This window comes from Afipia dichlorophenoxyacetatis (assembly GCF_055386385.1).
Window position 1 is genome coordinate 4,913,485 of record NZ_AP029250.1, and the last position, 24,484, is coordinate 4,937,968.

Consider the following 24,484-nt stretch of genomic DNA (forward strand, 5'->3'; position numbering starts at 1 on the left):
CGAGGAGTTGTCGCTGGCGACACCAGCGCCCTAAGCGCCTCGTGCACGACCTCAACAAGCCGTTGAAATCGTTGGTGGGCCCGGCAGGATTCGAACCTGCAACCAGACCGTTATGAGCGAGCCTAGCAGCCAAGACGATCGAGATAAATCAAAGAGTTAGCTGCTATCCGAACCTGTTCATGTCTATCTGTAGCGGTCGTTTCATTGGCGAAACATTGGCGGCGAGGTTGCGCCACGCGATACTTCTGAAGAGATAGCCGATCTTCACACGTTGCCCTGTCAGGCTCGAAATTTCCTCTTAAAAGCTGCTTGATGCGTTCGCGCAGTTGCGCCTTTTTTGGCGTTGCCGGGAGAACTTGTGAAGCTGGAAAAGGCGCATTGAATTTCAAACGAGCTGCCGCGCGACCAGGTCGGCGAACAAGCCCTTGACCGCCATGAGCTCATCGTAACGGCCGGTCTGCACCACTTTGCCGCGGTCGAGAACGACGATGCGGTCAGCGCTCTTCACCGTGTTGAGACGATGCGCGATCACAAGCCGGGTCACCGCCAGCTGGTGCAGGCTTTCAGTCAGGCGGGCCTGCGTCACGTTATCGACTGCACTCATAGCCTCGTCGAGCAACAAAATGCGCGGCTTGCCGACGAGCGCACGGGCGACCGCAAAACGCTGGATCTGGCCACCGGAGAAAGCAGCTGCCGCTTCGGTCACGATCGTATGCATGCCCATTGGCATGGCCTTGATGTCCTGCTCGATATTAGCCTGTCGCGCGGCCTCCCACGCCTGGCTCAGGGTACCCTCATGCGTGCCCATGATGTTTTCATAGAGCGTGCCGGGAAACAGCGCGGCATTCTGAAGAACGACGCCGATCTGCCGCCGCACCATTTCAAGATCGAGATAACGCAAATCCTGCTGATCGTATTGGACCGTGCCGCTCGCCGGCATTTCGAAGCCCAGCAGAAGCCGCATCAAAGTCGACTTGCCCGAGCCCGAGGGGCCGACCAGCGCGACGTGCTCGCCGGGAGCAAGCGACAGCGATACACCTTGAAGGGCAAAAGGCGCATCGGCGCTATATCGGAAATAGACGTTGGTCACATCGATCTGGCCGGTCAACGTGCCCGGATCCCGCTTTGATCCGGCGACGTCTGGAGTGACACGCAGCAAAGGAGCGATGCGTCCCCACGAGGGTTGCGAATTCCACGCGGCGACGACGCTGCGCGCCAGTTGCAGCGAAGCCCCCATATACGCACCATAGGCCGCAATGAATGAAATGAATGCGCCGGTCGAAAATGCATCGCGCGGCAGCTGGGCTAATATCAGCAGAATGACCGCGAGCGCTAACAGCTCGAAGGCGACCAGCGCGGTCTCAAAAATCGTGTTGAATGTCCGCGCCCGATACATGCGGGAGCGCAGCTCCGCAAAGTCCATGGCCCAGCGCGCGAAGCCGCGTTGCTCGGATCCGGTGGCGCGAAGAGCGGTGATGCCCTGGACCAGCTGGAAAACGATGCCGTAGATATCGGATCGGATCTCCTCTCCGCGCTGCAGCGCATCCAATTGATGATAGCCGCAGAAGGCGGCGATCGCCGTAATCAGCACAAACAGCCCGATGGCCGCTCCCGCCGCCGCGGGAGAGTAATAGAACATCAGGGCAACGTTACTGATGAAAAAGAACAGTGCCGAGATTGAGCCGAGCGCGAGCGAATAGAACCCCCGGCGCAGTTGGTCCGCCGAGACGAAACGGCTTGCGATGTTGCCTGGACTGAAGCGTAGCGCACTGTCGGGAAGCCGCAGCAGCCGGTCCATGACGGCGGCCTGCGATGCGCCCGCTCCGCGGCCGTCGAGCCGAACGCTGGCAATGTCAAAAGCGAACCGAAATGCGGCAGCTATAAATGCAGCCAGCACCAGGCCGATGGCGAGGGTAAACAGCGATAGTGTCTGATGGCCGGGAATGAAGCGATCGAAGGCGAGCTGCATCGCCATCGGCGTCGCCAGCCCCAGTAGGGCCGAGGCGAGCGCCATGGCTGTCGCCAACGCGGCATCCCACCGATTGTGCAGCCAGCCGAAGCCGATGAACTGTCGAAATCCGATCGGCCGATCGGGAAACGGCGGATAAAGCATATGCGCTTGTGGGGCCAGCCGCGCGGCAAGGGCCGCATCGATTGGCCTCGGCTTGGCATGCTCCGCCTCGATCATCACCCAGCGCTTCGCATCAGTCGGAATCAGGGCGACCGGGCGCCGGTCCTCGTCAAGGAATCCAATCAGCGGGCCGAGATCGTGCTCCAGCCAATCGCTGGTCAACGCGACCAGACGATTGCGTAAACGCACCGCGCGAGCCGCTTCGTCAACGTTTCGAGCCCGCGACAGCAATTCACGCTGACGATTTGTGAAATCCAGTCCGAGCTTTGAGGCGACGGTGACGAACGGGGCTACGAACGGCTCATCTCCGACAGGTTGAGCAGTTGCTTGCGGTGCGATCTTGCCCAGCACCGCGTCGAAACGGGTGAAGGCGCTGTTGACAGTGCGCGTGGTCCGCACGATCCGACCTTCGACCGCCTGCCGCAGCGTGCCTTGCCGGATATCGTGCGCTCGCCTGATCAGCGAAAACAGGGTCGTTTGGGTCGCTTCCAGCAGTCGCTGCCATTCCGACAAGCGAAGAATATCGGCCGTCGCGACCGCGTAAACCTCACAGGGCCGCGCTGGCGAGAGCCAAATGCCTGCAGCTACTGCGGCAACTTGTCGGCGGTTCATCGCGACGATCGGGGCCCCACCGCAACAAGACAGGCCGGCATCGAGGGCCGTCAACCACACCACACCGCCACGGCTCATCAAGGCCGCTTCGCTGGCTGCATCGGCCTGTTCGCCGGGAGCGAACGTGACGATGTCGAGCGGCACCGGGCCGGCCAGGCGGCTGACGGCACCGCCCAAATGACTGAGCCAACCGTCAAGGGAGCTCGCTACAGTCATTTGCTGTTGCTCGGACCCATTGGCTTGAACCGCTAGCGTATCGCTGCGAATGGCAGCCAGCGCGCTCTGCTCGACCGCGACCGCGGTCAAGAGCAAATCATCGGCAGCTCCGCCGATCGGAGCAATGTACTCGCCGGAGCCGAGTTCGAATAGAAACATGCGTCCTGACAGTTCGTCACCGCTTTTGACCGAGGCATAAATCTCGACCCGCCCAGCCGCGATAATGTGTCCCTGCTCGGCTTGGCTCAGCACCAGGATTTCGCCTGGCTCAAGGGTGATGCTGGGCGCGGTCGCAAATGGCGCGGCCAACATTCCTGCACTCGAGGCCAGGCTCAGGAAGGGCGGGCGGGTGGCCATTATGCCTCAACCTGCTTGTGATAATGGCGACGCGCAGCCATCAGCGTGGCGTGGCGGCCGCGTTCGACGATGCTGCCCTCGTCCAGAACGATAATTTCGTCGCAATCGCGCAAGGTCGAAATACGGTGCGAGATCAGAATGCAGGTGCAGCCGCGGCGGCGGATATTGTCGATGATCCCCTGCTCAGCAATGGAATCGAGCCCGCTCATCGCTTCGTCGAACACGATCAGGACCGGATCGACCGCGAGCGCCCGGGCAATGGCGAGGCGCTGGCGCTCGCCCGCACTAAAATTGCGACCGTTGTCATCCACGCGGGTTTCATAAGCCATCGGACGCGATGCAATCACCTCGTGCACCATCGCGTCCCTGGCAGCGGCCACCATGCGATCCTCGCTGATGGTCAGGTCCCACATGGTCAGATTTTCGCGCACGGTGCCGGCAAACAGCGTCGTGGTCTGGTCCACATAGGCTACGGCCGAGCGCAACAGCGGCGCGGACAAACGAGCAAGATCGATGCCGTCGATACGGATGACGCCTTCGCGCGGCGTCATCAAGCCGACCATGAGCCGTGCGAGCGTGGATTTTCCGCTGCCGGTGACGCCGGTAACGGCAACACGACCGCCAGCCGGCACTTTCAGCGTAATGTTACGCAGAAAAGACGCCGTCACCGTCGTATAGCCGAATGCCAGGCCCTCGACGTCGATCGCCCCATGCAGCGCGGGGATGGTCGTTGGCTCCTCGGCGGTGTCGAGAACGGGATCGACGCGCTGTCTGGTCACGTCACCGAGCCGGTCGATATGGCCGCGCGCCTGCTGGAGTTGGGCGGTCAGCCCCATCACACTCGCGACGGGAGCGTTGAAATTAGCCATCAGGGTTTGGAATGCGACCAGCATACCGATGCTGACGGTGCCCTCCATCACGCCGACGCCGCCGATGAACACAACGCACGCGCCAGCAATCGTCCCGAGCAGGATCGGCAAGCCGGCCAATAGCCGCTGGTAGAACGCCATGGCCTGCTCGGCGCTGACGACCTTGGCGTGCGCGCCAGCCCAGCGCCGGAAGAACAGGTTTTCGGCGCCGCTGGCGCGGTAGGTATCGAGATTGGCGAACCCCTGGATCATGGTGGATTGCATGCGGGCTTCGTCCTGCAGCATCCGCCGATTTGCATCTGAAAGCCGTCGCGACAACCAGACCAATAGCGCAAGGTTGAGAAACGCGAACGCGATCACCACTAACGCGAGAGGCAGGTTGTAGGCCAGCACGACCACAGCGTAAATCGCGATCGACAGCAGGCCGATAAACGTGACTGCGATACTGCCCGAGAGCAGACCGGTCAGGCGATCGCTGACCATGAGGCGATTGGTGATTTCACCGCTATTACGCTGCGCAAAGAAAGCCATCGGCAAACGAAGGATGTGCCACAGCATGCGGCCGCTGGTGGCAACGCCGAGCTTGACCTGAAAACGCGCCAACGTGCGCTGCTGCAGGAACGTCAGCAGCCCCTTTCCCACCGCAATCGCCGCGACGCCACCAACCAGCCACCACAGCCAGTCCGAAAGTCCCGCGATCATGTAGTAATCGACGAACGCGCGCTGCAGGCCTGGGATGACCAATCCCGGCACGACCAGCAGGAAGCCACCGAGCACTGCGGCCGCGATTGGCGCTTCGAAACCAGGCAGCATCTGGCGGATGTTGCGCACCAGGTCAGGCGCTTCCCCCCCCGGAGCAAAATCCGGACCCGGCTTCAGCGCAAGTATCACCCCGGTGAACGCCTTGTCGAAATCCTGCGTCGTGAGAATGCAGGGCCCCCTCGCCGGATCGTTGATCCAGACTTTCTCTCTGGTACGTCGCTCCACGACGACAAAATGGTTGAACTCCCAAAACACGACGCATGGAAGTACCCCGTCAGTCAGATCGTCCGGACCGACCGTGTAGCCGCCGCCCTCCAGTCCATAGCGCTCGGCGGTGAGCAGCAGATTTTTTGCATTGGTCCCGTCGCGATTGACACCCGCGACCTCACGCAACTCTTCGATCGGCACCCATCGGCCGTAATAGGCGAGCACAATGGCGAGACAGGCGACGCCGCATTCCGCCGCCTCATATTGAAGGATCGTGGGCGTTCTGTGCACTGAAGCATCAGCGATGCGTGCGTGCAGCTTTGACCACATGCCAGCAAACAGCGGCGCTGCGCGCGCCGCCGCCTCGGTAGCTTTGGCTTTCAGCGCAAGCAACGCCTTCACGAACCGCTTCCCAGGACCTGCCGCAACGGCGGGATTACCAGGCTCAAAACCGGCAGCGACATCGTCTCGATATCGGAGCCGACCAGTGTGCCGGCATTGATGCTGAGATCGGGCCCGCGCGAGGACGACCAGCGATAGCCACTCGCCGCATCCCGGTCAGCGAACAGATCCACGACGACCTCGTAAGGGGCGCCTTCCTTGGCCAGCGCTTGCGCTAATTGTCGGTTCTTCAGCGTCCGGTACATGCCTTCCGCGGTCGCGGGCACCTCGGCAACGGTGCGGACACGGCCTTCGATAAAGCCGTATTCCTCACGCCGGACGGTCGAGGGCGATAGGCGCACATTCATGCCCGGACGAACCTTCTTGCCGTCGTTAGACGGCACATAAACCACGGCGAACAGCGGTCCGACTGAAGTTTTCGGATCGGTCGCAGACGCTTCTGCAACCTTGTCCGGAATCAGCGAGAATAACGCCGCATTGCGGTCGACGATCTCGCCGGGATTGACCTTGAGCTCGACGACGGTGCCATCGTAGGCACTGAGCACAACGCTCTGCCGATCGAGCTTCTCGCGCACCGTGCGAATCTTGCGCTGGGCGGCGGCAACTTTCAGCTCGGCATTGAGCCGCTCGTGTTCGTCGTCGGTTTGCGCCTTGGCGGCTTCGAAATCGAGATTGCGAATGCCGTCCTGGGCTTGCGCCCGCTGAGCTTCTGCCCGGCCGATCTCAACGCGGGTCCCGAGCACACTCTTGCGGGTGATGATCTGCTTGTTCATCAGGACTTCGTCGCCCTTGGCAATATCATCGAGCCAGCCGAGCTGCTTTTCAAAGAAGGCAATATCGTCCTGGTAACCCTGCCGACGTTGCGCGATCGAGGCAGCCAGCGTCGGCGCGCGGCGCTCCTGGAATTTCATGATCTGGGCGCGCTCCTCGACCACGTCGCGGTATTCGGCTTCCGCGTTGATCAAATCCTCCCGGATCTCGGGTTGATCGAGCCGCGCCACCGCCGTGCCGGCCTTGACTTTGTCACCGACCGCGACGCTGAAGCTCAACAGACGCCCCGGATTATCGGCGGTGACATCGAGCAAGCCGCCCGGCGACAACAGGATGCCCTGCCCCGGTACGGTGACCGGCACCCTCAGGACCACACTCCAGATCAGGCCACCGACCACAAGGACTGCCAGCGCGAGCAGCGCCACCCAGGTCGGACGTCCGACAATGCGGAGTCCTTGGTCGAGCCGCTCCGGCGCCGACAACCTCTCAAGTGCCGTTTCGCGAAAAATGCCCTCGTTCGTCATGCTCGTTCGCCATGCTTGTTCGCTATGCCCGGCTGCCCATCCTGACCGGCGCCGCAGCTTTTTGTCGCTGAGTATGAATTCCGCTGCAGCGACGGCAACGGGTTAAGCCTCCGTTCGTGGCCCCGACACGTGCCGTCAGTTGGGCTTTTGTGGACTTTCTGCAGCGCCCGCCGAAGCCTCGCCGGCCTTCTTCTTGGCCTCTTCGATTGCTCCAGGCAGTTTGCGCGCAATATTGACCATGAGTGAGACGTACTGAGCGATGCGCTTTCGATACGCATCGCCGTTCGGCTGACCTTTGGTCAGGATCGCGAGGACCGCACCGAGCTTTTCTAGGTCGATGGTGGCCGTGCCCGGCGAGAGCGCGACGATCGCGGTCAACGCCATGATCGCGATCTGCTGCGCGTCGTTGGCGCCCGCCAGTTGCTGGAGGGAGAGACCCAACGCCGTGCTCAAAGCTTCCGCGGCTTTAGGATCTGCGACCTTGTCGGTCGCTGGCACTTCGATCTGATCGGACATGGCGTCCCCCGGTCCTGAACCTGACGTTTGATCCAACGGTCTCACAGCCAGCTGAAGTCCGACTGAAGCGCGTCATAGAAGGTAGACGAGTTGAGCCCCAGCGGCTGCACGGTGGTGCCTGGGGGCAGAGCAATGCCCTGGGCCAGCCAGTCCGCCAGGCTCACGAATGCGTCGGCGACCTTGTTCAGACCGAGATCGTCTTCCACTTGCGTGGCGTAGGTGTTGAGCACGGCGGCTGCGGCCTGCAGGTAGGGATTGCTCAGGATCAACTGGATGGAGTCTGCACCGAGCGCCAGCACGTCGCTCGCCAGGCTGAGCGGATGCCCGGTGAACAGATCCACGAACGCGGCGCCGACATCCTGAGCAACGTTCTGGACAGCCGGGAACTGGAAGCCCACCGAATATTGGAACAGCGCCTCACCCAGCGCGGCCCCATCGGATGCAATGCTTCTGTTGTTGGCGATATCGCCGAACACAGCCACCGCGTCCGCTCCGATGGTATAGACCTGCTGAATGTAGGTGAGTGCCGTGGTGTTCAACAGATTGGTGACCAGGTTGCAGCTGTTGGCGAGCAGCTTCAGCGCACCCACAACGGGCCCCGAGATACCGGCGATGCCCGGATTGGAGCTGAGGAAGCTCGACACTGTGTTCATGGTCATCAGCGAGACCATGCCGTTCGAGGCCAGCTGAACCATCGTGAATTCCATGGCCGGGCTGAATTCGACAAGCGCGCCATCCGAGAGCGTCAACTCGAATTCGCCCGCCTCGCCGGCGCCGCTTCCGGTCAGGCCCTTGCCGTAGCCGAAGCTGATCTTTTCCCAGGCGTCCTTGAGCACTTCGCCGAAGCCGTTGGCCATATCCTCGGGATCGACAACATTGCCCGTGGTGCCGAAGATTTCATTGATCAGCGCACTCTGCATGGACTGCACGTTTGTGCCGAGCCCCAGGGCATTCAACAGCGCCGACTGCCCGACCGGCAGGCCGGCCACCAGCAGATTCGACAGCAGATCCATGTACCCTTGCGCGCTGGTCGGATTGCCGGCGATCTCCCCGCCGATGATGTGCGCCAGCGGATAGTTGGTCCACGCCGCGGTCCAGGCGGCCTGGTACCAGGCCGACGCCGCACCCGCCGCCTGGGTCACGTCCGTGAAGGTCGCATTGGTGGGCAATGTATCGGCCACCCACATCTGCCCGAGGTGAACACTGAGATCGGTCTCGACGGAGTAGTTGGCCGCATTGGTCTCGACGGCCGCGATGGTGCCAAGCCCGGTCAGCAACGACTGGATGGTCGCGAGCCCGCCGCTTTCGATCTGGTTCTGAACCGCCAGCGCGGCGTTGTAGATCGAGAGGACCCCGGGGACGGTGACGGTTTGGGTGCCTGCGCTGGTCGGGATGGCCTCGGTCGTGGTTGCAGTGCTGTTGGCGATGTTGTTGGCGACGATATCGATCCAGGCATATGCCACGCTGTGCAGCGTGCTGTTTTCGGTCGTCGAGGCATTCACCAACGCGGCCGTCAGCTCGCTGCTCAGGAGCGACATTGCCAGGGTGTACGGCAGGTATCCGCCAACGACCGCCCCGACCAGGCCGGTTTCGGTGACGCCGGTTCCGATCCGATTACCCAGCGCCTGCATGATCGTGGTGTTGGCCCCCACCAGGATATTGTAGGCGTTTTGCACGGCCTGAAGGTCTGTCGGGGTGTAACCGCCGAGTTGCTGCAGAAGCGTCAGATTCGGCGGCGCGCCGACTCCAGCGTTCACAAGTGTCGACAGATGCATGAGCGCCACGTCGACCACATAGGGGAAGGAGCCGCTGTAGGCTTCGACATTGGCGATCGCCGTTGCGGCAGACATTGTCCCGTTGATGACGGCGGGGGCATCCGTATAGGCGATGAGATCCTGATTCAGCAGATCCATCGCGGGAACGAGCGCCTGCTGCAAGGTCATCGGCGCGGTAATGCCGCCGGTGACGCTTGCCGTATAGGGGCCGGTCGCCGGCACGCTTGACAGATTGAGGATCTGCGTCGGCAGGTTGGGCCAGGCGGCGGTCAATGCCTGCGTAATGATCTGTTCAGCAACCGTCAGGGAGAAAACGCCCTCCGAGACCAGCAGGGCGAGGCCGCTCTCCGCGGCATCGCTGTTGATGCGGTTGCCGATCTCGCTCGCCAGAGCATTGGCGGCCGTCGTCAAACCGGCGCCCTGGCTCTCGATCAGCGCGACGCTCAGCAACACGTCTGCCGGAACGCTGCTCGGAGCATAGGTTTCAAGATCCGAAATCACCTGTGCGGCAGTCTTCTGACCGCTCGCCAGCGCGACGAACTCTCCGGCGGCGTATAGCACGGCGGCCTGGAATTGTGTGGTGCCGATGACGGCAGCATCGAGGCTCGCAATTTCATTGGCAATAGCGGCAAGCAGCGTGGTGTTGCCATGCGCGTTCGCCGCAACGCCGCCGAGGACCGCGATCGCCTGGCTGGCAGACAACAGATTGCCTGTCACGGCGGCATCGATATCGCTGATCGCCTGCGCCGCGGTCATACGGCCGCTACTCACCAGTGTCGCGATTTCGGCGCCGATCAGCGGACTGGTCACGTGAGCGGCGAGGCTCGAAAGCAACCATGTCGCCTGGTCGGCCGCGAGCACGTTGCTGCTGACGTCGCTGCTCACCTGCGCGACAATCTGCGCGACGGTGGCGAGAGGCTGTCCCTGGCCATTCAGCGTCGTAAGCAGATCGGCGAACACCCCCGCGAGCGCGCCGCAGGCGCTCATCGTCGCCGACGACGTGCCGACGAAGGCGTCGATCTCGCCGATTGCTGCGGCCCCTGCAAGCCTAACAATGTAATTGCTGAGGTGGTCGATCGCGTTGACCCCGGGCTCTCCGGCGATGCCGCTGGACAGGAGCGCCGTCGCTGGGAGGTTGGCGATGGTCGCCGCAAGCAGGTCGATGCCCTCGGCCTGAGTCAGGGCGCCGCTCGTGATCAGCGGCGTGATATTGAGAGTGGAAGCCGAAAGCTGCTGCTGTTCGATCATCGACGCCAGTGCGGCGCCGAGCAGCATGGTGTTGGCGGCGCTGCCGGTGGCGACGCCGTACATCAGCTCGGCCATGTACCCCGGCAGATTATGGCTCGCATTATAGGCTGATCCTCCAAGCACCGAGAGGATGGTCAGAGCCTGGCTCGAGCCGAGCGTCGCCTGGATTTCGGAGATGATCTGGCCGGCACCGAACTGATTGGCCAGCGATCCGACCTCATTCATGAAGGCGGGCAGAGCAGCCGATGGCGCCAGGGACAGCAGAGTACCGAGCAGGATTATGGCCTGAGAGCTGGACAGCGCATTCGACGTGATGGACGCCGTGATGTCCGCCATCAGCGCCGCCGGCGTGATCAAGGCGCCTGACCCGGTGCCCGCCATCAGCGCGGCCAGTTCTGCGACCACAGTTGCTTGCAGTTGCTGTGACGGATCGTTCTGCGCCCAGAGCAGCAACAGCGCCGATGCCGCCTGTTGGCCTGTGATGACGTTGGCGGCGACGAGGTCGTTGACGACCAGCGGCGTGAACAGCCCAACTGAGCCGCCGACTCGCACTTCGTAGGCAAAGATGCCCATCTCCATGCCGACGAGCACGGCAACGGCCTGATTGGCAGTCAAGGCATGCGAGTTGACGGCCGCGGCGACTGCGGCGGCGCCGTTGAGACTGAGATAATTGTTGTTCGGGTTGGAAGAGGTGCCGATCCACGGATCCATCGCGGCGCCGACAGCGAGCGCGAGTGCGGCATTGCCGCCTTCGGCAACGCCAATCAGCATCGCAAGTGCCTGCGCGGGCGACACCGTCGCTGCGCCAAACGAATTGAGGATCGCGTTCGTCACCTGGCTGGGCGTGACCTGATTGCCGTTGACGAGGGTGTCGAATTCGGCCGTGACCGCGTTCTGGGCTGCGGTGTCTTGCCCCGCGATCGACACCAGCATGCTGGCTGCCTGATCGCCGCTGAGGCCTGAGCCGATGGCATTGCCGATGCCGTTGATTGCCTGCGTCACGGTGAGCTGATTGCCCGAGATCAGCGTTGCGATCTCGCTGACCACCGCCGTCTGCACGGCGCTCGTGCCTTCGCCGGCGATGGTCGTAAACAACGACATCGCCTGCGTGAACGTGATCCGGCTTTCGGTGAGCAGCGTACCGACCTCACCGATCACCGCGATTTGCTCGCTGGTATTGCCTCCGGCCGCAACGCTATTCAGCACCACAAGTCCATCGGCAGCCGGCAACGCCGATGTGGTGACGGCGTGGTCGAGGTCTGTCATCGCCTGTGCGGTCGTGATCTTGCCGGCCGTCACCAGCGAGAGGATTTCGCCTCCCACCACGGTCGCGGCTGAACTACCGATTGCCGCGATCCCCGCCAGCAGCGACATGACCTGGTCGGCGGTCATGCCGTTGCCGATCGCGCTGCCGACAGCTGCCGCGGCTTGTGTGGCGGTGATCTGATTTTGTCCGATCAGCGTGGCGATCTCAGTGCCGACCGCCGCCTGCACTGCGGCAGTCCCGATCTCGGCCAAGCCGACCAGCATCGAAAGCACCTGGCTGGCGTTGGCGGGTGCGTTGGTGGCGTTCAGCGCCACGTTATCAATGGTGTAAGTATAGAGGTAAGTGGGCCCTTGGTACTGGGTGGTCGTGGTGGCGCCGAACTGAGTCGGATAAACCCAATATTGGGTCGCCTGATCGACGAAGCCGAGGCCCGCAACACCGGCCGTGCTTGCGACATCGGCCATGGCCGCCGCTGCGCTCAACTCGTTGTTGGCGATCAGCGTGGTGATACCGCCCAGGAATACCGACTGGCCCGGAGCGACATAATTGGCGGGCAAGTCGTTGCCATAGATCGCATAGAAGCCGGATTGAACGATGTTGGCCGCGAATTCGGCAGCCGCTGTCAGTATGACCACCGCCGGGCCTGCGCCAAGCGTACCGGACGTGACCGCGGCGATGATGTCGCTGACCGCTTGCGCGGCCGTGATCCAATTCATTTGCGTGAACGCGAAGATCGCGTTGCCAGCCGCGACCTGGACGGCTGTCCCCGAATTCGACGCAATCACGGCCAGCAGCGCAACCGCCTGATCCGTCGATATGACCTGGATCTCGGCTCCGGTGCGTGCCCGCGGATCGAGGTTCGCCGCCCACTGCGAATCGACTGCGTTCAGAATATCCATCATCACCTGCGCGATGCCGGCCTGATTGCCGGTGATTAACGAGGCGATCTCCGCGCCGCTTGCGGCCTGCAGGGCGGCATTGCCTTGCGACCCCACACTGATGAGCAGGTTAATCGCCTGGTCCGCGCTGAAGCTGGGTCCGATCAATGCGCCGATATCGGAGGCGATCAGCGGGATAATGCTGAGCGCCTCTCCGGCCAGCTTGAGAAGTTCGGTCGTTACCGCCGACTGCAACGACGCATTGCCGGCGAACAAATTGATCAGAGCAGGAACGGCAGCGGCCGGGCTCAGGGCATGATCCGTGACCTGCGCATCGATGCCGCTGACACCTTGCAGGCTCGCAACCTCGTTGGCCACCGCTGTCTGCACATCCGTCGTTCCGGCGCTCGAGAGAGCGCTGAACAGCGTGGTGACCTGCGTATTGGTCAGCGTGCCGGCTGGGACAGTGTTGCCGATATCAGTCATCGCCTGCGCGGCCGTGATCTGACCTCCGGCAATCAGCGCGAAAATTTCGCCGACGACGGCGTTTTGCAGTGTCGCATCGTCCTCGGTCCACAGTACGGCAAGCATCGCCACTGCCTGATCGGCCGTGATGCCATTGCCGATGGCATTCGCGATATCGGCGACCGCCTGGCTCGCCGAAATGATCGGATCCATCAGGACTTCGATCTCGGCGGCGACCGCTGTTTGCGCCGCTGTGCTGCCGTTCGCCGCCAAACCGGCCAGGACCGCGATACCTTGGTCCGGCGTGAGCACGCCGCCGGTGATCGCGTGGTTGATGTCGCTGATGGCAGCGGTGACGCTGATCAGGTTGCTGGCGATGAGAGATGCAATGCCGCTGCCGATGTCGACCTGAATCTGCGTGGCGCCGTCGCTCGCCACCACGGCCATCAGTGCAATGGCCTGATCGGCCGTCAGCGTCCCCGCAGTGATCGCGGCGCCGAACTCCTCGGCAGAGATCGTGCCCGCGGCGATCAGCGTAACCAGCTCTTGCGCGACAGTGCCTTGGACCGTCGTATTGCCTTGCAGCCACAGGCTCGCGAACAGGCCGATGCCCTGGTGGGCAGTGAGCGCGCCTCCGATCATGCCGCCGATATCGGCCAGGGCCTGCGCTGATGTCAGCCGGTTCTCAGTCACCAGCGCAAGCATTTCGCTGACGACGACGGCTGGCACAGCGCTTCCGCCAGAAAGCCACACACCGACCAGCACCGTCAGACCAATGTCGGCAGTGACCGTGTTCGCCGCGATCGCGTTGTCGAGATCAGTCATGGCCTGGGTCGCCGTGATCCGGTTCGCCGCGATTAGCGCTGCGATTTCGGTGCCGACCGCCTGCTGTTCCGCCGCGGTGCCGGCGCTGGCGATAGCCGCCAGCAACCCGACAACCTGATCGCCGGTGAGCGTACCGGCCGCGATGGTATTCCCGATGTCGCTGAGCGCCTGCGCGGTCGCAATCTGGCTGTTCTGGACCAGTGCGAGAATTTCCGTGATAGCGGCCGCTTGCAGCGCCGTCCCGCCACCGGCCGCGACATTGGCCAGCAGCGCGACTGCCTGGTCGACCGTGAGGCCCGCGCCGATCGCGCCGCCGATATCGGTTGCGGCAGCGCTTGCGGAAATTTTGCCGGCGCTGATCAGAGCCGCGATTTCGGTGATGACGGCGCCGAGTACAGTGGAGCCGCCGGCAACGGCCAGATTGGCGAGCACTGCGATCGCATGATCAACAGTCAATGTGTCGGCCGTGATCGCCGCCGTGATATCGGCAATGACCTGTGTGGCTGTGATCGTGTTCGCGGCGATCAGCGTCGCCAGTTCTGCCCCGATCGTAGCCTGCTCGGCGGCGGTGCCGGAATTTGCAAAGATCGCAAACAGGCCAATGGCCTGGTCTCCGGTCAGCGTACCGGCGATGATGGTGTTGCCGATATCGGCCATCGCCTGTGCGGCAGAAACTTGACCGCCGGCAATGAGCGAGAGAATTTCCGCCGAAGCGGCTGCTTGCAGTGCGACGCTGCCCTGTATCGAGATGCCGGCCAACAACGCGATCGCTTGATCGGCGGTGATTCCGGCGCCGATCGCGTCCGCAACGTCCGCGCTCACCTGGGCGGCGGTGATCTGGTTGCCGCTGACCATTGCCGAAAGCTCGCTGACGACTGCGCCTTGCACCGCGGCGCCACCGACGACAGCTTCGCTCGCCAGCACAGCAACGGCCTGATCGGCCGTCAGCAGCTGCGCGGTGATCGCGTTGGCGAGGTCGGTATTGGCCTGGCTCGCCGTGATATGGTTGGCGCCGATCAGGCTCGCGATTTCGCCGCCGACCGCGGCCTGAACCGCGGCGGTGCCGGCGCCGGCGAGCGTCGCCAAGAGCGCAAGTGCCTGATCGCCCGTCAGCGTGCCGGCAGCGATGGTATTGCCAATATCGGCCATCGCCTGCGCAGCGGTGATTTGATTGCTAGCGATAAGCGAGAGAATCTCCGCATCGGCCGCGGATTGCAGGGTCGCATTGCCCTGGATCGACAAGATCGTCAGCAACGTCACCGCTTGATCGGCAGTGGCACTGGCGCCGACGGTATCGCCGATATCGGTCATCACTTGCGCCGCGGTGATGGCGCTATCGCCCACCAAGGTTGCGATCTCGCTCGCGACCAGGCTGTTCGCGCCGGTACCGTTGCCGACAAGGCTCAGCATCAGGGCGACGCCGTGATCCGCAGTGATGATATGTTCGGAGATGAGTGTGGCGATGCCGCCCGTCGCGGCTGGGCCAAGCGACGAAAGCGCGCCATTGAGCGCCGTCTGCAGCGACGAAATCTCTCCGTTTAACGCGCCGTTGATATTGGCGCCGAGCTGATAGAAGACAATCGCGGCATGCGCCGCCGTCAATGCGCCGCCGGCGACAAGATTGTCGATGTCGGTCACGACTTGCGGTCCGCTCAACGTAAAGGGAGTCAAGGCTGCGATCTCGTTCGCCAGCGAAGCCTGAATGGTGGCGCTCGTGCCCGGCGCGCTGATCGCGCCCGCAAACACCGCAACAACCTGGTCGGCCGTCAATTCCGCAAACGTCTGTACCGTGCCATTCTCCAGGTCGGACATAACCTGCGGCGCCTGTCCGATCAGCGCGACCAATCCGGCGCCGACGGCTACCTGCGTCGCGGCATCGGCCTGCTTCGCGACATAAATCATCACATAGGCGGCTTGATCTGCCGAGATCAGCCCGGCCTCCATGCTGGTGACAATGTCCGACATGGCGTTAGCTGCGGAAACGTGGCCGCTTTCGATAATCGACCAAATTCCGTTGGTCGTGGCGACGCCGATGGTGGCCGGTTGACCGAGGGCCGTCGGCCCGAACTGGCCACCCGCCGCCATCGCAGTCAGAGCCATGACGGCCTGATCCGACGGCTGCGCAGCGATGTTATCGACCGCGCTCTGGAAGGTGACCTGATGATTGTTGACGATCAGCAGAACGGCATTTGTGATCGCGGTCACCACAGCGTTATTGGCGCCGGGCAGCAGCGAGGCCAGAGTTGCGATGGCATCCGCGCCCTGGGTAGGCGCCACGATTCCAGCCGTCAGGACGGGGTCCCATGCGCTGCCGTAATTGGCATCCAGATACGCCGAGATCGTGAGGTAGTCGCTCATGGACATGAGGCCAGCGTTGATCGCCAACCGCAGATCCGCATCGGCTACCGTCGCGGGCACGATTGGGCTGAAGCCGCTGATGAATTGACCGATCTGCTGCGCGATCTGATCAAGCTCTTGCGTAAATTGGGTCTGAGTGAGTCCATCCTGGTGAAGGAAGGCTATCTGTGGGAGAAGGTCCCACACCGCATCACTCGGCTGCCGGCCGAGCGTGGCGATTTCGGCGAGAGCCGCGCTGGACAGGGTTGTATTGCCGCCGGCGGCGGCATTGACCAGCACGGCGATGGCCTGATCGGCGGTCACGCCCTGTGACATCGCATCTGTAATATCGTTCACGGCCTGCGTGGCGGTGGTCAGACCGCTGGAAACAAACGTCGCAATGGCGAATCCGGCCTGCTGCAATACCGCTTCGGACGCCGACGCTACCAGGTTTGTCAGCAGCGTGATCGCCTGATCCACGCCCAGAGCGCCGACGCCGATCGCGGCGCCGAAATCGCTGATCGCTCGCGTCGCAGTGATCTGGTTAGCAGTAATCATCGCATTGATTTCAGTGACGACGGTAGCCTGCACTGCGGCTGAACCTGCCGCCGCCACACCGACCAAGTCGATGACAGCTTTGTCGACGGTGATCTGGCCACCGGCGATCAGCGAGGCAATTTCCGTGCTGACAGCGGTTTGCACGGCTGTCGGCGCCGAGGTGGCGAGATTGATCAGCAGCATGACGGCAGCATCGGCCGTCAGCACCGACGGCACCGCGGCGCCAATGTCGGCAACCGCCTGGGTGGCGGTGAGCAGGTTGCCGGAAATCAGGGTACTGATTTCGTTCGCCACGACGCCTTGCACGGTCGAGCCATTGGCGGCGATCGCGAGCAGTTCGGTCATGGCCTGCGTGACGCTGAGCCCGCCGATCAGGTTGTTGATTTCGGTCACGGCCGCGAGCTGCATCGCGGTTGACCCGGTCGCCGCCAGCGCGGCCAGCACGCCCAGGCCCTGGCTCGCGGTGATCAAGGACGCTGTCACCGCGTTGCTGATGTCGGTGATGATCTGCGCCGGCGTGACGACGCTCTCCATCTCGTGCGTCGCCGCCGTCGTGGTGGCGGCATTGGCGCCGACCGCCATGCCGAGCAGGATCGCGAAGGCCTGATCGGACGTAATGCTCGACGCGGTGACTGCATTGGCGATGTCGGTCGTGGCACTGGAGGCCGCAAGCTCGCCGGCCGCGATCAGCGCAACGATCGATCCACCGACTGCAAATTGCACGGCGGGTGCGCCTTGCGCGGCAATGCCAGCGAGCAATGCAACAGCCTGATCGCCGGTCAAGGATGCGTGGCCGACCGCGGCGGCAATGTCGGTCATCGCCTGCGACGTCGTGATCGTGGCGTTCGCAATCAACGCATTGATCTCGCCGATCACCGCCGACTGCATGGTGCTGTTCCCACCGCCTGCGAGTTGCGTCAGCAAGTCGAGCGCCTGATCCGGCGTGATCGACGACGCGCTCAGCGCCGCGCTGATGTCGCTCATGACCTGATCGGGTGTCAGGAAGGTCTGCAGCGAAGCGTCGCCGCTCAATGCCATCCCGATCTGGATGTTAAGGGACTGACTGGCGGTGATGGCCGATGGAACCGCGCCGGCAATGTCAGCCATGGCGGCATTGTCCGTCAGCGCGCCCGCTGCGACCAGCGTGGCGAATTCGCTGCCGACGGCGATTTGCGCCGTCACATTGCTCTGGCTTGCAAGGCCCAGCAGGATGTTGGCTGCCTCCGCCCCGTTCAGGACGTTCGACGTAACGGAAGCGCCGATGTCGGCGATCGCCTGGGCCAGCGTGATGGTGCTGTTGCTGATCAGCGCGGCGATCTCTCCGCCGACCGAAATCTGGGTCGACGTGCCGCCCGCCGCGGCGAACGCGGTCAGGACCATCATCGTCTGGTCCGCAGTGATCGCACCCGCGTAGATCGCAGTGTTGATGTCGTTGATGGCCGCCGCGGGGAACGCGGCCTGGCTGAGGCTCAGCATTTCCTGCGCGACCGCGCTGACGCTTGCACTATTGCCGTTGAGCAGCATGCCGATCAGCACGCCGAACGACGCGTCGGGAACGCCAAGAGCGGCGACGATCGAGATGGCATCGGACAGGCTGACAGCGCCGGCCTCGATCAGCGCATCGATCTGGCCGCCGGTCACGACCTGGGCGCCGACACTGAAGGATCCCGCACTGACCAGCAGCGGAACCGCCTGATCGCCGGTCAATTGGTGGGAGTTGACCGCAGCATTGATCTCAGCCACCGCTTGTGTGATCGAGAGCCCCTCGGTTGCCGTCAGAACGGAAAAGAGATCACCAATGGCGTAAAGGTCCGCGGTGCTGTTCGCCCCGCTGGGCGCGGCGGCCGCAAGCGCCAGCAGCAGTGTGGCCTGCTGTGCGGTATCGAGCGCAGCGTTGTTCGTGACGGCGGGGTTCAGCGCGACAAAGATCGACGAGATCTGACCGCCGTTGACCAATGACCAGATCGCGTTGGCGACAACGGTATCGAGCACCGGGTTGTTGTATGCGGCGAGCGCCCCGAGCGCCGTGGACATTTGAGATTGCGTGATCGGAGTATTGGGCCACGCGGAGCCCAGCTGGGCGGCGAGAGCCTGCTGGACCGCGATAGCCTGGCTGACCGTCAGCGCGCCGCTTGCAATGGCGTTGACGATATCGGCATTTACCTCGGCCGCCGAAACGTTGATGACGCCGAAATCGCGCATCATATGCACGATGCTCGGGACATTGCCGACGGCAGCAGCCCCATCCAGTGCCGAGACGACGTCCGAATCGAGGCTGCTTGCCGAGTAGGACGGAGCGACCAGCGTCGCCAGCTGCGCAATGACGGCGTTCTGCAAGTCCGCATTGCCGCTTGCCGCGGCGAACATCATGACTGGGATGACCGGCAGGACGCTGGTCGGCGTAATAGTGTCGGTCGTGCCGAAGATGTCGGCGACCGCCTGGGTGGCGGTCAGCGTGCCGGCCGTGACCATCGCCGCGATGTCGGCGCCGACGGCGGCGAGCACTGTCGCGGACCCGGACTCGGCCAGGTAGGTCAGCAACGCGATCGTCTGATCCGATGTCAGAGCATTGGCATTGCCGGCGGCGGCAATATCGGTCACCGCCTGCGTGGCCGTGATGCCGCCTGCAGCGACGAGCGCATTGATGGCGGTCAGCACAAATACTTGCATCGCCGCCGTGCCGCCCGTGAGGAGATCGAGAAGCGCCGTGGTGGCCTGATCACCGGTGATGTGACCACCGCTCACCAGCGCAGTGATTTCCGCAGCGGCGGCGGCTTGCACCGCCAATGACGCCCGCGCCGCGAGCTCCGCCAGCACGTCCACGGCTTGCGTCGCCGCCAGGACTGACGACGTCACCGCATTGCCGATACCGGTCATCACCTGCGCCGCCGTGATCTGATTGTTCGAGATCAACGAGCCGAGTTCGCTACCGACCGCCGATTGCATTCCGGAGACGGCAGCGAGGTCGAGCAGGATGCTGACCGCCTGCGGGACCGTGATGGCAGAGCTGGTGACAGCCGTGTCGATGTATTGGGTTGCCTGCGTCGGCACCCCGAGGCTGGCCATTTCCACCGCCGCTGCGCTCGCGGTCGCGCTGCTGCCAGCGAGAGCCACGCCGGCGAGGATATAGAAAGCCTTGTCGCTGCCGATTGTGCCCGGGGCCAGGCCGCCGACTTCAGCAATGGCGGCGCCGGCGGTGATCGCGCCAGCCTGGATCATCGCGGCGATATCCTGGCCCGCGGCGATTTCAGACGTCATGGAAGTCGCCACATAGGCGAAGGCCGTGATCGCTTCCGCCGCTGTCAGCTGACCGTTGCCGAACGCCCCTGCGATGGCCGCTACGGCCGCCGTTGCAGTGATCTGATTTGGCACCAGAGTCTCGAGCGCCTGATAGATTCCGGTCGGGCCGGTCGGCAAATTCGGATTCACATTGCCGGTGATGCCGAGCATCGCCGCCAGCAACGTAATGCCTTGGGCGGCGGTGATTCCCCCGTTGCCCACGGCAGTGGTCACGCCACCGGCGGCCTGCTGCATGTTGAACGTCTGGGCGTCCAGCAGGGACACGATGGCGGCAGCCACCGCATTGTCGAGCGTCAGGCTGTCGTTGGCCGCAAAGCCGGCGAGCACGACCACCGCCGTTGCTGGCGCGAAGTTGTGCGAGATCAGTCCCACGATGTCGTTGACCGCGGCCGTATTGGTAATCTGCCCGGCCGCGACGAGCGCACCGATGACATGCGACACGAAGGTCGTCGTGATCGACGCCACGCTGCCGCCTGTGCTGCCACCAGACACGGTGAAGACACTGGTCAGCCCCGCGATCGCCTGCGCGGCGGTGATGTTCCCGGCCGTGACCAACCCGACGATCTCCGCCGACACCGCGTTCTGCGTGCTCGTCGATCCTAACGAACCGATATTGGTCAGCAGGCTCACGGCCGCGGATGCGGTGAGGAGGGAGGCCGTCACAGCACTTCCGACCGTGGTCGTCACTTGCGTCGCCGTCACTTGATTGCCGTTGAGCAACGTCTGTATTTCCTGCGACATCGTCGATTGCCAGGAGGCTGTGGCGGCGAGGTCGACCAAAACGACAAGCGCCTGCGGCGCGGTGATGGCGGACGCGTTCAACACCGAGATAATGTCGAGACGTCCCTGGCCCGGCGACATCAGGCTGACGATGTCCGCGACAGCCGCACTCGTCGTCGCGGCGTTGCCGCTGACAGCCATGCCGATCAGAATATTGAAGGTCTCGGCCGAGGCGAGACCGCCGATGTCCGCAATAGCGGCGCTGGCCGTGATGGCTCCAGATTGAATCAGCACAGCGATCTCGACGCCTGCGGCGACCTGCACGGTGACGGATCCGCCAGCGATCAAGCTAACAAACGCCGAGATGGCCTGGGCTGCGGTCAACTGACCCGCGCTCGCGGCCGTGGCGATATCCGCCATAACGGCCGGCATGGTGAGCGAACCGGAAACCAGTTGACCGAGCGCGGTGATGATCGCCGCCTGATTGGTGGCATTGGTCCCGGCGGCGCCCAGCATCGACGCGAGCAGCGACACGGCCTGGGCGCCGCTGATGGCCTGAGTGCTGACTGCCAGCGCGATGTCGGCGGTGGCCGAGGTGATCGAAAGCTCGCCACTGCTGACCAGCGACAGAATCGTCCCGGCAACAGCGTTATCGAGTACCGCGCTGTTGTTCGCCGCCAAACCGGCGAGGAAAGTTACAGCCGTGTCCGCCGTGAAGGTCGATGAAATCAGGCCCGCAATGTCGGCATTGATCGCAGCCCGCACCGATGCGTTGCCGCTCGCAGCGACATTCATCAACTCCAAAATCGCGAGCTCGATAGCCGCGACGCTGGTCGTGGTGGTGGCGCTGTAAATATCGGCGGCCGCATCGGTCGCCGATATTGCGCCGGAGCTGATCAGCGCCGCAGTCCCCGCGCCGGAGGCGGCCTGTACTACCGCCGAGCCGGACGACTGCGCCAGCATGTTCAGCAAGATGACGGCTTGGTCAGCAGTCAAGACATGCGCGCTTTCGGCGGCGGTAATATCATTGACTGCCTGCGTGGCCGTGATCTTGCCCGCGGTAATGAGCGCGTTGATCTCGGCGACCACGAAAGCCTGCATCGCTGTTGTGCCGCCGGCAAAGAGACTGGCCAGCGTGCCGACCACCTGATCTGCCGTGACCGCCCCGCCCGCCAATAGCGATGTAATTTCTGCGATAACAGCGTTTTGCACGGCCGTGGAAGCGGGGACCGCGACATTGGCCAGCAAGGTCACGGCTTCCGGCGCCGTGAGGACAGACGACGTCACCGCTGTGCCGATGGCGCTCATCGCTGCACTGGCGGTGATCTGATTGCTCGCGATCAGCGAATCGATTTCGACGGCGACCGCCGATACCATACTCGCACTGCTGGCGAGGTCGATCAGCAGGCTTAGCCCCTGAGCGGTAGTGATCGTAAATGCGGCAATGGCGGCATCGATGTCGCCGACCAGCTGCGTCGGCGACACTAGGCTCGCCATTCCCGCGGTGGCGGCGCTTGCGGTCGCTGTGTCGCCGTTGGCTGCCAGGCCGAGCAGGACGTTGAAAATTTCCGACGCCGAGAGGTTGAGGCCGGCAATGTCGGCGATAGCTGCGTTCGCGGTCACCGCGCCCGATGCGATCATCGTGGCGATATCGGATCCTAACGTGAATTGCAGAGGCGCCGAGTTGGAGGCCAACGACGCCAGCAGGGTAATCGTCTGACCGGCGTTGAGAACATGAGCCGCGCCCGCGGCTGCAATATCAGCGAACGCCTGCACGGTTGTGATCGCGTTCGCCGCGACGAGCGCGCCGATCTCAGTCAACACGAATGACGGCATCGCAGCGCCGCCACTGGCGACGAGACCGGTCAGCGCCGTGACCACTTGATCGGCGGTCAGATCGCCGGCCGTGACAAAGGATGTAATTTCCGCCGTGATGGCGGTTTGCACGGCCGTGGAAGCCGACGCCGCGATGTCCGCCAGCAAAGTCACGGCTTCCGTCGCAGTGAGAGTCGACGAGGTCACCCCGCTGCCGATAGCGGTCGTGACCTGCGACGTGGTCAGTTGGTTGTTCGAGATCAGGGAGCCGATTTCGCCGCCAACGGCCCCTTGCATCCCGGCCGAACCGGCGAGATCGACCAGGATACCGAGCGCCTGTGTCGGCGTGATCGCAGTCAGGGTAATCGCGGAATTGATGGCAGCGACGGCCTGCGACGGTGAGCTTACGCTCGGCATTTCCGCAATCGCGGCGCTCGCGATCATTGCACCGCCGTTGGTCGCCATGCCGAGCAGGAAATTGAACGTCTCCGCAGCGGGCAAATTGATGCTGACGATGTCGGCAATGGCCGCATTGGTGGCGATATAGCCGGCCTGGATGAATCCGGCGATGTCGGCACCGGCCGTAATCTGAGCGGCCGCGGAGCCGGCAGCGAGGCCGCCCAATGCGGCAATGGCCTCATTCACGGTCAGCCTGCCGGAATTCACTTCGGAAACGACGTCCGACAGGCTTCCCGTCTGCGCGATCGCCGGCGCCAATTGATCCAGCGCAGCCTCGACCGAGAGCTGACTACCGACGTGGCTCGCAAGGTTTTGATAGCTCGGCGCGAGGTTCAGCAGCGAATTCAGCAGCGCGAAACCCTGATCTCCGGTGATGGCGTGACTGTTGATCTCTTGCGCCAAATCCGCAACGGCCGTCGTCAGCGTGAGACCGCCGGCGTTCACTAACGACAGCACACTATTGGCCACCGCATCGTCGAGGACGGACTCGTTGCCGTTGGCAACGGCGTTCTCCATCGTGGTGATCCACTGCTGGAGACCGGCGAGAGCGCCTAAATCACCACCAATGACAGCATCCATGGTCAGGATTTTCGAGACCATGACCAAATTCATATCGGCCGTCGGATCACTGCTGATTCCCGAATAGGATTGCGCAGCCGGGGCACCGATATCGGCGGTGATGTGATTGCCCGTGGTCTGATTGCCCGCCATCAGGCTGTTGTACTCGCTCGCCACGGCGTCGTGCATGGCTGGTGTGACGGCTGCATCGTTCAGGACATCGATCGCTTGATCGAGGGTCAGCGCACCGGCCACACCATGCGCGTTGACGACGTCGGTTACGGCCTGGGTGGCGTTGAGGCTGCCTGCGGTCACCAGCGCCGCGATTTCCGTTCCCGCCGCGGCTTGAATAGTCGCGGAAACCGGTCCGCTCATACCCGCGAGCATCGTGACCGCCACATGGCCGGTCGACTGCCCCGCGGTAACCGCGCCGGCGATGTCCGATATTGCCTCCGTAGCATTCACTTGCCCGGCAGCGATCTGATGACCGATCTCGACACCGACCACATACCCATCATTGCTGTGGCCCGAAGTCTGCGTGATCGCGCCGGCAAAGGTAGCAAGTCCTTGGGTGACGTGAGTGTGATCGTAGGCTGCCACTGCCTCGATCAATTGCATGGCCTGCGTTTCGGTCGTCTGGTGATTGACGACGGCCTGCGCGATCTCCTGGGAAGAGACGCCAGCGATCATCGAGTTGGCATCGAGATTGAGGTGGGATGTATCGAAGCCCGCGATCGAATTGAATTGGCCGGGAGGCGGCGTGATGTTTCCGCCAACGATGCCGTCGAGGTCGTCCGCGCTTAGGGGACGGAATTTCGCCGTCGCACCGTCCGACGATTTGCCTGTGCGTTTGTCTTTCGCCTTCACCGTCCACCCTCCCGGTTACCGTCGGCTGAAGCACGTATCGTTGAC

At 63.3% G+C, this 24,484-nt stretch carries 5 protein-coding genes; all 5 read right to left on the reverse strand.

Features of this window, described 5'->3' with window-relative positions:
- Nucleotides 1-385 precede the first annotated feature (385 nt).
- Entirely contained in the window at nucleotides 386-3,316 is a 2,931-nt protein-coding gene (locus ACZ5C3_RS23040; RefSeq protein WP_464044295.1) for an NHLP bacteriocin export ABC transporter permease/ATPase subunit, read from the reverse strand.
- Nucleotides 3,316-5,556: a cysteine peptidase family C39 domain-containing protein gene (locus tag ACZ5C3_RS23045; RefSeq protein WP_464044296.1), complete on the reverse strand. Its 2,241-nt coding sequence runs from the start codon at nucleotides 5,554-5,556 to the stop codon at nucleotides 3,316-3,318. The genes ACZ5C3_RS23040 and ACZ5C3_RS23045 overlap by 1 nt, the downstream gene beginning before the upstream one ends.
- On the reverse strand, nucleotides 5,553-6,851 hold the full coding sequence (locus tag ACZ5C3_RS23050; protein WP_464044297.1) for an NHLP bacteriocin system secretion protein: 1,299 nt from the start codon (nucleotides 6,849-6,851) through the stop codon (nucleotides 5,553-5,555). The genes ACZ5C3_RS23045 and ACZ5C3_RS23050 overlap by 4 nt, the downstream gene beginning before the upstream one ends.
- Nucleotides 6,852-6,986: 135 nt before the next feature.
- The gene (locus tag ACZ5C3_RS23055; RefSeq protein ID WP_464033335.1) at nucleotides 6,987-7,367 is read right to left on the reverse strand and encodes a hypothetical protein; all 381 of its coding nucleotides are present in this window, start codon (nucleotides 7,365-7,367) and stop codon (nucleotides 6,987-6,989) included.
- A gap of 41 nt (nucleotides 7,368-7,408) precedes the next feature.
- Complete coding sequence (locus ACZ5C3_RS23060) at nucleotides 7,409-24,439, reverse strand: beta strand repeat-containing protein (protein WP_464044298.1); 17,031 nt, start codon at nucleotides 24,437-24,439, stop codon at nucleotides 7,409-7,411.
- Between the last annotated feature and the right edge of the window lie 45 nt (nucleotides 24,440-24,484).

Bases quoted from the DNA above. Each gene is read 5' to 3' on its own strand.
- ACZ5C3_RS23040 (WP_464044295.1), bottom strand. From the start codon at position 3,316: ATGGCCACCCGCCCGCCCTTCCTGAGCCTGGCCTCGAGTGCAGGAATG.
- ACZ5C3_RS23050 (WP_464044297.1), bottom strand. From the start codon at position 6,851: ATGACGAACGAGGGCATTTTTCGCGAAACGGCACTTGAGAGGTTGTCG.
- ACZ5C3_RS23055 (WP_464033335.1), bottom strand. From the start codon at position 7,367: ATGTCCGATCAGATCGAAGTGCCAGCGACCGACAAGGTCGCAGATCCT.